This is a genomic window from Nitrospinaceae bacterium (genome assembly GCA_018669005.1).
Classification (GTDB): Bacteria; UBA8248; UBA8248; order UBA8248; family UBA8248; genus UBA8248.
The window spans coordinates 23936-35525 of the sequence record JABJAL010000051.1 but is presented as its reverse complement, the minus strand read 5'-3'; the positions used below and the strand labels follow the sequence as shown (position 1 = coordinate 35525).

The 11590-nt window shown below is 58.0% G+C and carries 9 protein-coding genes; 5 read left to right on the top strand and 4 right to left on the bottom strand.

What is annotated here, in order from left to right:
• Positions 1-3 precede the first annotated feature (3 nt).
• Entirely contained in the window at positions 4-954 is a 951-nt protein-coding gene (locus tag HOJ95_06760; GenBank protein MBT6394387.1) for a DNA-3-methyladenine glycosylase 2 family protein, read from the top strand.
• A 41-nt stretch (positions 955-995) separates the two neighbouring features.
• Positions 996-2138: a deoxyguanosinetriphosphate triphosphohydrolase gene (locus HOJ95_06755; protein ID MBT6394386.1), complete on the top strand. Its 1143-nt coding sequence runs from the start codon at positions 996-998 to the stop codon at positions 2136-2138.
• Positions 2139-2143: 5 nt separating this feature from the next.
• Here the strand turns inward: HOJ95_06755 and HOJ95_06750 are convergent, their stop codons facing one another.
• Both HOJ95_06750 and HOJ95_06745 read right to left on the bottom strand, forming a co-directional pair.
• Positions 2144-3571, bottom strand: a complete 1428-nt coding sequence (locus HOJ95_06750; protein MBT6394385.1) for a PDZ domain-containing protein — start codon at positions 3569-3571, stop codon at positions 2144-2146.
• Positions 3571-4989 (bottom strand): Do family serine endopeptidase, encoded by a 1419-nt coding sequence (locus tag HOJ95_06745; protein ID MBT6394384.1) that lies wholly within the window; start codon positions 4987-4989, stop codon positions 3571-3573. The genes HOJ95_06750 and HOJ95_06745 overlap by 1 nt, the downstream gene beginning before the upstream one ends.
• A gap of 287 nt (positions 4990-5276) precedes the next feature.
• On the opposite strand from HOJ95_06745, the gene lepA reads away from it, so the two are divergent.
• From lepA to HOJ95_06730, 3 genes are all read left to right on the top strand, one after another.
• Positions 5277-7085, top strand: a complete 1809-nt coding sequence (lepA, locus tag HOJ95_06740; protein MBT6394383.1) for an elongation factor 4 — start codon at positions 5277-5279, stop codon at positions 7083-7085.
• A complete protein-coding gene (gene lepB, locus HOJ95_06735; GenBank protein MBT6394382.1) occupies positions 7082-7813 on the top strand; it encodes a signal peptidase I in 732 nt (243 codons plus the stop codon). Before lepA ends, lepB begins: the two co-directional genes overlap by 4 nt.
• Positions 7814-7911: 98 nt before the next feature.
• The gene (locus HOJ95_06730) at positions 7912-8874 is read left to right on the top strand and encodes a D-2-hydroxyacid dehydrogenase family protein (GenBank protein ID MBT6394381.1); all 963 of its coding nucleotides are present in this window, start codon (positions 7912-7914) and stop codon (positions 8872-8874) included.
• A 39-nt stretch (positions 8875-8913) separates the two neighbouring features.
• Here the strand turns inward: HOJ95_06730 and HOJ95_06725 are convergent, their stop codons facing one another.
• A complete protein-coding gene (locus HOJ95_06725) occupies positions 8914-10566 on the bottom strand; it encodes a thiamine pyrophosphate-requiring protein (protein ID MBT6394380.1) in 1653 nt (550 codons plus the stop codon).
• 82 nt (positions 10567-10648) lie between these two features.
• A complete protein-coding gene (locus HOJ95_06720) occupies positions 10649-11476 on the bottom strand; it encodes a maleylpyruvate isomerase family mycothiol-dependent enzyme (protein MBT6394379.1) in 828 nt (275 codons plus the stop codon).
• Positions 11477-11590: the final 114 nt, after the last annotated feature.

Sequence of the window (11590 nt, the reverse complement as noted above, 5' to 3'; positions counted from 1 at the left end):
GCGGTGGGAGTCCTCAAAGCCATCATCAAGCCCGAGGGCGGGTTTCTCTTTCACGAAAGCCTCATCCGCTACCAACACTCCGATGAGGAGTTGGTGAATCGCTATGACGGCGAGGTCTTTCGCCGGGTTATTGAAACAGGTGGTGCGGAAGGTAAAGTCGGTGGGGGTCTTGCGCTTATCGAGGCAAGGGAGGTGGGCGAGGGCGGCGAAGTCGAGATGACGCTTTGCACGCTTGGTAGGATTACAAAGAAAACGGCGACGGCAGGCGAGGCAGCGCTGCGCCACCTGTTTGCCCTTGATCTGGATCTTGAGCCCTTCTATGCCATGGCTCGCCGGGATAGTGTGCTTGCCCCTATTGTCAACGAGTTTCGGGGGCTGCGGCCGGTTCGCTATCTGACACTTCTCGAGGGCCTCGTCACCGCGATTACGACTCAGCAGGTGAATCTCACCTTCGGCGGGCGCACCCGGGCGCGGATGGTGAAGCGCTGGGGCGAGAAACTCACTCTGGGCGGTAAGGTGCACTATGCATTCCCGCATCCCGAGCGGCTGGCCCGGGCGCGACTCGCGACCCTCAGAGGGATGCAGTTCTCGGGTCGAAAGGCCGAGTACGTTATTTGCGTGGCGCAGGCAGCGGCGGAGGGAGGCCTTGAGGGTGATGATTACAGATCGTTGCCGCTTGAGGAGGCCGTTGAGCGGCTCACGCGGCTTCGCGGGGTGGGTCGCTGGACCGCAGAGCAGGCGCTCTACCGCTCGCTTGGGCGCATCGAGGCGCTTGCGGCGGGCGATCTGGGAGTTCAAAAAGTGGTGGCGCGCTACTGCTTTGATCTTGAGCGTGTGGACGAAACACGGGCCAGGGAGGCCACGAAACACTGGGCGCCCTGGGGGGCGCTGGCGAGTGCCTACTTGTTTGCCGCCTGGCGGGCGGGTATACCTTCGGGGGCTAAGGGGCGCTAGCGGGCCGCCCCAGTAATTTTTTCAAAGGGAGTGCCGGGCAGATGGATGCCATAAGAAGCGATTTGGAGAATAGAGAGCTCGCGCTTCTTGCCCCCTATGCGGCCCACAGCGCCGCCTCGCTGGGCCGCGCACACCCCGAACCTGAGCACTCGCTTCGCCCCGCCTTCCAGCGCGACCGCGATCGAATCATCCACACCACCGCCTTTCGGCGCCTGGAATACAAGACACAAGTTTTCGTCAACCACGAGGGCGATCACTACCGCACCCGCCTGACGCACACCATAGAGGTTGGCCAAATTGCGCGCTCGATAGCCCGGGCCCTTTCTCTCAACGAGGAGCTGGCCGAGGCCGTTGCGTTGGCGCACGATCTGGGACACCCGCCGTTTGGCCACGCCGGAGAAAAAGTTCTCGACGATCTCATGGTGGACAGTGGCGGCTTCGAGCATAACCTGCAGGCGCTACGCATCGTCGAGGTTATGGAGAGGCGCTACCCCGGTTTTCCGGGGCTCAACCTTACCTGGGAGACGCGCGAGGGAATCATCAAGCACATGCCGGCCTACACCGGGCCGATGCCCGAGGGGTTGAGCAACGAGATTGCACTCAGCCTTGAGGCCCAGGCTGTCGATGTGGCCGACGAGATCGCCTACAACAATCACGATCTCGATGATGCGATGCGCTCGGAGCTTTTTAGCGAGGAGGATGCAATGGAAGCCTCGCTATGGGCCGAGCACTACGAGGCGGCACGCTCTGCGTATCCCACTGCCGAGGCGGACGCCATACGCCATGAGACCATACGCCGAATCGTCAACGCTCAGGTGAATGATTTGATCGAGTCCGCCAGGGAGCGCATCAAGGCGCTGAGTCTTCGAGATCTTGCCGATGTGCGCTTGCGGGGACACGGCGTGGCGTCCTTTAGCGAGGAGATGTCGAGGCGAAATCTTGAGCTTAAGGCTTTTTTGATGCGCCGCATGTATCGCAACGAGCGTGTCGTGCATCTTGGAGAGGAGGCGCGCAGAACGATCACCGCCCTGTTCGAGGCCTATATCGAAAACCCCGACCTCCTGCCAGAGCACGTTGCGCGCCGAGAGAAAATAGACGGGCGCCCCCGCATGGTGTGCGATTACATTTCAGGGATGACGGATCGTTTCATCGTCGAGCAGCGCGATCGGCTCATTGCGGGGTAGGAGGCTCAGGGTTCTATCGTGACGTTGTAGCCCTCGTTTTTTCGCTGGACGATAAGTTGAACGCGCGGAAACTCTCTTGCGCGCACCACCATTTCCCTGAAAGTTTCGACATTGTTTATTTCCCGTCCGTTCACCTGACGAATGACATCGCCTGTTCGAATGCCTATTGAATCGGATGCCCCGCCGTTCACCACGGAAGTGACTACGACTCCTTTGCGGGTGCGCAGGTTGTAGTGGCGAATGCTTCTCTCGTCAATCGAGGCAGCGCGGATGCCGAGCCAGTTCTGGGCAATGGCGTCTGCCAGCGCAATGGGAATCGAGGAGAGGCGAACTTTTTTCTTGAGGATTTTTCCTTTCCGCCAGATGCGAACCCCTACGTTGGAATCAACCGTATAGCCGGCAAGCTCGTTGAGGTAGTCCTCGCGTGAGGCGATTCGCTTGCCGCCAAATTCAACCAGGATGTCGCCCCGTTGAATACCGGCCCTGGCCGCTGGACTCTTGCCGAGCACCTGGGCGGCGACGGTGCCGCTGCCGGATTTATAGCCGAGCCGGGTTGCGAGGCGGGGGGTGAGGTTTTGGAGCACGATACCCACCCATGCTTTTCTGACTTTTCCGAAATGAATCAGGTCGTTCACGATTCGGCGGGCGCGGTTGATCGGAATGGCAAAGCCTATGCCCTGGGCTTTTGAGAAAATCGCGGTGTTGATGCCGATTAGCTCGCCGAAAATGTTGAGCAGCGGGCCCCCCGAGTTGCCAGGATTGATCGAGGCGTCGGTCTGGATGAAGTCAGAAGGATTGCGCCCCTGGGCCTTTCCCCCTTCGAGGAGCGAGCGGCCCAGGGCACTCACCACTCCGGTTGTAACGGTATGTTGGAGCCCGAAGGGATTGCCGATGGCGATAACCGACTCGCCAATCATTAAATCCTCGGAATTGCCCATTGGTAGGTGGGGCAGGGGCGCGTCGGCCTCGATTTTGATGATGGCCAGATCATTGACTGGGTCCGAGCCGATGGTGCGTGCCGAGTAAATCTTGTCGCCCGCGAGCTGCACCCTGATTTGGGTTGCCTGAGAGATAACATGCTCATTGGTGAGGATATAGCCGTCGGCCCGGATGATAACGCCCGAGCCCAGGCTCTGCTCGCGTCTGCGCCGGATGCCGCCCTGGAAAAAATTTCGGAAGAACTGGTCCGCCAACGGGTTTTGCATCTGGGAAAATGGATTTGACCGGCGGCGCACCTGAAGGGTCGAGATGTTGACGACGGCAGGGGCGGCGCGCTGGAAAGCGACGACGACGGGGGTGCGGCGCCCTTTTCTGTCGCGCCGGGCGAGCGAGGGTGCCGCCAGCGCGGAGGCGGGGATGAAAGCGGCAAGGAGCAAAACCGCCACGCCAAGGCGCCAGGGTTTTTTGTGAGATGTTTGGAAGGCGATTTTCATTAGCGGAACCTGATGGCGGCGTAAAGATTAGAACCTCGGCGGCGGAGGAGTAAAAGCGCCGAATCTTCTCCCTCAAGGCTGCGCAAGATTTTTCTGAATTCAGAAACCGTTTTAACGGTGGTGTGATTAATTTCAACGACCTCATCGCCCGCACGGATGCCGCCGCGCTCTGCTGGTCCTCTGGATTTCACGGCCACGACGATCAGACCGCTTTCCAACTTGAGGGCGAACCGGCTGGCGAGGCGTGGGGTGATTTCTTTGATTTCGAGGCCCAGAATATTGCTGATCTGTGCGCGCGTTTTCTCGGGGCGCTCCGAGCGGCTGCCGATTCGAACGCGTACGGATTGGAGTGCCTCGCCTCGGTAGAATTTCACTTCTGCCTCGGCCCCGGGCCGCGCTCGCGCCACGACGCGGGGAAGGGTCTGCCAGGTGATGACCCGCTTGCCGTCGAATTCGATGACGACGTCCCCGCGCTCAAGGCCCGCCTTGTCGGCCGGGCCGCCCCGGATGACTGTGGCGAGTCTGGCCCCCTCAAGTCTTGCAAGGCCAAGCTTTTTGCCCATCTTCGAGGGCACCGCATTGATCGAAATGCCGAGCCTTCCGCGTATCGGGTAGCCCTTGTGGCGCAAGTCATCAATCACGGGCTTGGCCTGATTGATGGGAACGGCGAAGCCCACACCTTGATTTTTGCTTGCAAGGCCGCGCGTGTAAATTATTGTGTTGATGCCGATCACCTCGCCTCGGCTGTTGGCCAGTGGGCCACCCGAATTGCCCGGGTTAATCGCGGCGTCGGTTTGAATGTAGCTGTCATAGGGGCCCTGGCGAAGATCGCGGCCCTTGGCGCTGATAATGCCGACCGAGGCAGAGTGCGAAAGGCCAAAGGGGCTGCCTACGGCCAATACCCATTCGCCAACCTCGACAGCGTCCGAGTTGCCGAGTTTGGCGGGGGTGAGTTTTGCTTTTGCCGGTATCTTGAGAAGGGCGAGATCGGTTTTCTTGTCCACGCCATTGAGCTTGGCAGTAAACTCCTCGCCGCTGTGAAGCTTGACGCGAATTTCTTCAGCATTTTTAACAATATGCTGATTCGTGAGGATGTAGCCGTCCTTGGATATAATTACGCCGGCCCCGACGCTTGTTTGCGCGCTGGCAGAGGGGGAGCCGAAATCGAAAGACGGCGATTTTCCGCGGTCGAAAATATCCATCAGCCCTTTGGATGAGGACTGGCGGAGGGTCACCCTAATGTGGACGACCGACGGGCGAATGCGCTTTACGGCCTCAATGAACGTTCTGTCCCCAAATACTGCGCCAGGCGCGGCGAGGACGGTAGTGGCCTGTGCAGCGAGGAGGGCGGCGGATAGGGCTAGCGCCAAACGATTAACCATGGATTTCCATTCGCGTGAGGCCCTGATTTTTCTCATATTCGCCGGATGTCCTGTTAAGCCCAAAATTGAAAGGTTTATCGAAAGGAGCTTCATGTGCCACCTTCGATTTAATGCTACCATTGGCGGGTGGTTGGCTCAAATTAATGAGTTGCAAGTAGCGTCGTTTCGGGGGCCGTGCGAGATGGGTTCGGATTCTTGACCCTGCATGGCTCCCTTGCTATAGGGTAGGCGCTAGCGCGGTGGGGTGAAACCGCTCTCCGGCCCATTGAAACGTTTTCCGCCAAAGGATCTGTTGCCATTATAACGAGGAATACGAACCAGCCGTGAATTCTGAGAATATCCGTAATTTTTCTATCATCGCGCATATCGATCACGGCAAATCCACGCTTGCCGACCGGATTTTAGAGATCACCGGTGCACTTTCAGATCGAGAGATGTCCGCCCAGGTGCTCGATTCGATGGATCTTGAACAAGAGCGCGGGATCACCATTAAGGCGGCAAGTGTGCGCCTCAACTACCGCGCAGCCTCGGGCGATGACTTCGTCTTCAACCTTATCGATACACCGGGACACGTCGATTTTCACTATGAAGTGTCCCGGAGCCTCAAGGCCTGCGAGGGCGCCCTTTTGGTGGTGGACGCCACCCAGGGCATCCAGGCCCAGACGCTGGCGAACGCCTATCTGGCGCTTGAGCAGGATCTGGCCATCATTCCCGTCATCAACAAGATCGATCTACCCTCGGCCGATGCCGACCGCGTAATTTCCCAGATTGAAGAAGTGCTTGGCATTGACGGCTCAGAATGCTTGGCCGTGAGCGCCAAAGAGGGAGTAGGTGTGCCGGAGCTCCTTGAGGCTATCGTCGAGCGAATTCCGCCTCCGACTGGCGACCCGGCGGCCCCGCCAAGGGCGCTCATTATCGATTCGTGGTTCGACTCGTTTCAAGGGGCGGTTCCCTTGGTGCGCGTGTTCGAGGGGACCATCAACAAGGGGGATCGCATCCGGTTCATGTCCTCAGGCGCGGAATGCCCGGTACTCAGTATTGGTGTGTTCTTGCCCCATTCCGCAGAGGTAAAAACTCTGGGGCCGGGCGAGGTGGGGATTTTGACGGGTGCCATCCGCGAGGTGACGGATACGAAAGTGGGCGATACGGTGACTTCCCTCACCCAGCCAGCTCTTGAGCCGATACCGGGCTTCAAGGAGCCCCAGGCGATGGTCTACAGCGGTCTCTATGCTTCGGACAGCGGGGATTTTGAGAATCTGCGCGCCGCGCTCGACAAGCTCCAGATGAACGATTCGGCTTTCACCTTCGAGCCCGAGACCTCAGGTGCGTTGGGCTTCGGGTTCCGTTGCGGTTTTCTCGGACTACTCCACATGGACATCATTCGGGAGCGGCTTGAGCGCGAGTATGGCCTAACGCTGATCTTCACCGCGCCCACGGTTGTCTATCGCGTAATTTTGAGCGACGGGAACACGCTCGATATCGAAAGCCCGGCCAAGCTGCCGGATCTTTCCCGTGTTGATCATATCGAGGAGCCTTATATCCTGGGCACGGTGCTCGTCCCCTCTGAGTACATCGGTGCGGTGATGAAGCTTTGCCAGGAGAAGCGGGGCACCCAGCGGACGATGAAGTATCTCGATACCCAGACGGCTGAGTTCATCTACGAGTTGCCGTTTAGCGAAATTCTCTTTGACTTCTATGACAAGCTTAAATCTATTACCCGGGGCTATGCGAGTTTCGACTATGAGCATCTCGAATTTAGGCCCTCGGATGTGGTGAAACTCGACATTTTATTAAACGAGCAGCCCGTGGACGCCTTCTCCTCGATTATTCACAAAGATAAAGCCTACTATCAGGGGCGAGCCCTCACCGACCGGATGAGGCGCCTGATACCTCGCCAAATGTTTGAGGTCATTATACAGGCGGCGATCGGCAACCGGGTCATTGCCCGCGAAACGATCAAGGCATTGCGCAAGGACGTGACGGCCAAGTGCTACGGCGGCGACATTACTCGAAAAAGAAAATTGTTAGAAAAGCAAAAAGAGGGTAAGAAGAGAATGAAAAATATTGGCACCGTCGAGGTACCACAGGAGGCGTTCATGGCCGTCCTCGAAGTGAGTAAGGAGGGCTCATGAGCGATAGCACGGCCGCATCGGACGACCAAACCAATTACAAAAGAAAAGAAAAATCCACGTTCCGCGAATACGCCGAGGCGATTCTCGTTGCGCTTGCCCTTGCGCTGTTCGTGCGCTCCTTCGTTGTTCAGGCCTTTAAAATTCCATCAGGCTCGATGGAGGAGACGCTCCTCGTCGGCGATCACATTTTGGTGAGTAAGTTTTCCTACTGGTTTCGCGATGTGGCGCGCGGGGATGTTGTCGTTTTTCGCTTTCCAAGAGATGAGCGTCGCGATTTCATCAAGCGGGTGATAGGCCTTCCGGGCGATGTGGTGCTGGTTCGGGGAAAACGGGTTTATGTAAACTGCAAGACGCCCGAGCTGATAGGGCGCTGCCAGTCGCTCAAAGAGCCCTATGCCGTATTCAAGAACCCGGACGGGGTGGCGGCTGGGCCTCCGAGTGAAAAATTGCCCTACCGGGTGCCTGCCGGGAGTTACCTCGTTATGGGTGATAACCGCAATAACAGCCAGGACAGCCGCTACTGGGGTTTTTTGAAGTCGGGCGTGCAGCTCGACCACATGCGCCTGCGCTTTTCGGATTATTCCTGGGATATTCCCTTCCCCTGTGGGCTATGGAAAGCCGCTTGCTGGGATTCGAAAATTCGAGGCAACGCGTTTTTGATTTACTGGTCCTGGAATAGTCCGGCGGGCAGTGTTCGCTGGAGCCGCCTCGGTAGCTGGATTAAATAAACGCGGAACGCCCCCCCCCCCGTGTTGGCTTTCCCGAAGTTCTGAATTTACGTTCATCAATCATTAATACTGGGTTTCATGTTTTGAGAGATATTTGAATGAAAATAGTTCTTCCCGACGATTATTCAGAGCTTTTCAGCGGCACGGGCGATTTGGAGCGGCTTAATACGTTGGGCAAGGTGGCGCATCATACCGATAGGCCTGCGAGCGGGGATGAGATGGCCGAGCGACTCGCGGATGCCGAAATTATTTTAACGACCCGGTTTTCTACTGATTTCAAGGGCACTGATCTTCTCGACCGTATGCCCCGTCTCAAGATGATCTCGATCATGGGGACCCGCCCTCGGATGGTGGATATGAAGCGGGCAAATGCAAAAAACGCTGTGGTTTCGATTACCCCGGGCTCAAGCAGCACCTCGGTTGCCGAGCACACGATGATGTTCATCCTTGCGCTCGCAAAGCAGATGCACATTGTGGGGCCCGAGATGCGGGCAGGGGAGTGGAAGCGTCGGACGGGGATTCAGGTTGAGGGCAAGACGCTATCACTCTTGGGATTTGGCTATATCGGCGAGAAAATGGTGAAGATGGCCCAGGGCTTTGGGATGCGGGTGATCGTCTGGTCAAAAAACATGACGCCCGAGCGCGCCGCTACAGCTGGCGCCGAGGCGGCGAGTCTCGATGAGTGCATGGCGGCGGATTTTGTATCGCTGCATCTTCATGTGAACGATGGAACACGGGGTCTTATTTCAAAAGAGCGTCTTGCGCAAATGCGGCCCGGCGCCTTTTTGGTCAACACCTCGCGCGCGGCGCTGGTTGATATGGATGCTTTGCTCGACACCTTGCGCGAGGGGCGCATCGCGGGGGCGGGCCTCGATGTGTTCGAGCCCGAGGAGCCGCTTCCGGCAGATTCTCCTTTCCGCTCGCTCGACAACGCGATAATAAGCGCCCACTCGGCAGCGAACACGCTCGATGCCAGGGCCACGCAGCTGCGCATTTCGGTGGACAATATTGAGGCTTTTTTGAATGGCAAGCCCACGAATATTGTCACCGAGGACGCTTAATCAAAAGATTTTCGATTCAGACTTAGTGTTTTACCGAAACTAGCGTGCCCCAAAATGTGAATAAGCCATTTCCTCGTTCGTGATGAATTCTAAGAGTGCGGACTTGCCTTCCTTGTTCGCCTCTTGCGCGCGCCCGAAGGCGGCCCCCACATCATTGGGGTCCTCAATTCGCTCGCTCCACCCGCCTAGCGAGCGGGCGATGTCGGCGTAGTCGCCCCCGACGTCACGCGTGCGAAATTTCGTGTGTGAGTCCACCATGTGATTTGTTTCGACCGCCATGGTCGAGTTCTTGAGCACCACGGTGCAGATGGGAAGCCCCGCTCTTACGGAAGTTTCAAAGTCGAGCCCCGTCATGCCGAAGGCGGCGTCTCCCATAAAATTAACGCAAAACTTCTCGGGGGCAGCGAGCTTGGCCCCCATAGCGAGGCCGAGCCCGGTGCCTAGCTGGTGGGATTTTCCCCAGCCGAGGTAGGTTCGCGGCCCGTCCGTCTGATAGAAGGGCATGACCTCGTAGCGCGGGTTGCCCGAGTCGTGGGTGACGACGGTTTGGGCCGGATCTGCCGCCTTGGTCAACTCCCACACAACGCGGTAGGGGTTAATTGGCGCCTCGGGAGAGTTGAGTTTTGGGGCCCACTCGTCGAGCCAATCCTTTTTTCGGCTAGCAATCTCCGCCTCGACGGCCTCGCGCCCGGGTCGCCCGCCATCCCCGACAATATCCCGACAACACTCGATGAACTGGCCGAGGACAAGCTTGGCATCGCCCAGGATCGCATGGTCTGCGTTGTAGGATTTGTTCAGGTCTCGCGTGTCGTTTGTCGCGTGGATAATTGTCATGCCTTTGGGGATTGGTGTCATTAGCCCATGGTTGGTCAGGCTTGTTCCCACTGCGAAAACAAGGTCGGCGTCTTTGATAAAATAATGGGCAGGTCCCGTCATGACGTTCGAGCCGATTCCCAGCGCGAGGGGGTGGCGTTTTTCGGATATGGCGCTCTTTCCCTCCATCGTGGTCATCACCGGGACGCCAATGAGCTCGGCGAGCTGCGCTAACTCATCCCAACCCTCGGCGTAAAGAACCCCTGCGCCCGCAAAGATAATTGGTCTCTTTGCTTCAAGTAGCGCCCGGCAGGCCGTCTCAACATCCGCCGGGTCGGCCTGGGAGCGCACGGCGCGCACCGGGGCATATTCGTCCAGCATGGAATCATCAACCTCTTGAACCGCGATGTCCTGCGGAATCTCGACCAGCACCGGGCCGGGCCTTCCGTTTCGAAGGGCCGAGAAGGCGCGTCGCATGGTGGCCAGGGCCCGCTCGGGGGTGGTGATTTGCTCGGCCATCTTGGTGACGGACTCATATGTGCGAACCGAGTTAAAGAGCGGGAACACGCGGTCGCGGTTCATGGGGTGGCCCATGGGCATGAAGAGGATCGGGCTTGAGTCCGAGTAGGCGGTCGAGATGCCCGGAAAAGCGTTCTCGGCGCCGGGGCCGTGCTGCATGGCGAAGACCGAGGGTGATCGCCCGTTCGTGACGCGGGCATAGCCATCGGCGATGCCGACACCAACGCGCTCCTGGCGGCAGATGACGGGCCGGATGCCCAGCTTCGCCGAGGCTTCAATCAGCGGGGTCGAGGGGTAGCAGTTCAGGTATTCAACGCCCTCGCGCTTCAGGATATTGGCGATGAGATCGACAACGCGCATATGATGTTCTCCTAGGAAAACGAGTAAAAAAATTGGGTTGTGGTTTTTATGTGTAATCCTTTTTTTCTTATTTGCATCAAAACTAGAACGGTTTGCAGAGTGCGCGCATCAGAGCATCCGCTTTACCCTCGTCGCCCTCGATGCGGAGCTTGCCCGCCTGCTTTTTCTCCGCATAATCGGCCCGGCCCGTCGTCAGGAGGACGATGTCGCTTGCCGATGAATATATGCGGGCATCGTACTTGCTCTCATCGGGCGACATGGGCGCGGCCTTGCCGCCCTCACACTGCATCGCCCAGGCGCGGGCAGGGCGCTCGGTCTCAAAGCGGAATGTGCCCGAAAGCGCAGGATCGGGCTTGTTGTTAAAGAAAAAGGGCAGCCTGAAGTCGAGAATATCCACCGACATCCCAAGAGCGTCGGGGTGAAGTTCCTGGTCAGTATCGTTTCTGATGTCCCAGTCGTGAAGCACAAGCTCATAGAGCCGCTGGCCGGGGTAGGAGTGTACCGGGCAGAGACACATCCAGTGCCAGGCTTTATTGTTCATGTCCTCTGTGCGAATCGCATCGAATTGTTTTTGAAGCGCCCAGATGGCCTCCTCAAAAGCGTCCACGCGCTCGCTGCCGGGAAGGGCGGCAAGCTCGGCCCCAACCTTATCGCGGTGGGCCCAGAATGATTTTTGATCCGCCGCGCCAAAGGGCATTTCTATGAGCCCCGCGCGCCCGGCCGGAATAACGTGGGCATAGAATCGTGCGCCCAGCGTCATATGGGCCACCACATCTGCCGCCGACCAGCCGGTGCACCAGGTGGGGGCCCGCCACTTGTCCTCTGAGAGGGCACGAAGAATTGCGATGAAGCGATGGTTTTCGCGCTCGACCCAGGGAATTGCCGGGATCATCTCTGGGGTGGAAGCCACTGTTCATTCTCCATATATATATATATGAGTTGATGTGTCTTTATAAGATTTCAGACCCGATAGCGCCAGTGGTTGCTCTGAATTTGATGACTCTGGGTCTATCCCCCATAATCC

Bases quoted from the DNA above. Each gene is read 5' to 3' on its own strand.
- HOJ95_06730 (MBT6394381.1), top strand. From the start codon at position 7,912: ATGAAAATAGTTCTTCCCGACGATTATTCAGAGCTTTTCAGCGGCACG.
- HOJ95_06745 (MBT6394384.1), bottom strand. From the start codon at position 4,989: ATGAGAAAAATCAGGGCCTCACGCGAATGGAAATCCATGGTTAATCGT.
- HOJ95_06750 (MBT6394385.1), bottom strand. From the start codon at position 3,571: ATGAAAATCGCCTTCCAAACATCTCACAAAAAACCCTGGCGCCTTGGC.
- lepB (MBT6394382.1), top strand. From the start codon at position 7,082: ATGAGCGATAGCACGGCCGCATCGGACGACCAAACCAATTACAAAAGA.
- HOJ95_06725 (MBT6394380.1), bottom strand. From the start codon at position 10,566: ATGCGCGTTGTCGATCTCATCGCCAATATCCTGAAGCGCGAGGGCGTT.
- HOJ95_06755 (MBT6394386.1), top strand. From the start codon at position 996: ATGGATGCCATAAGAAGCGATTTGGAGAATAGAGAGCTCGCGCTTCTT.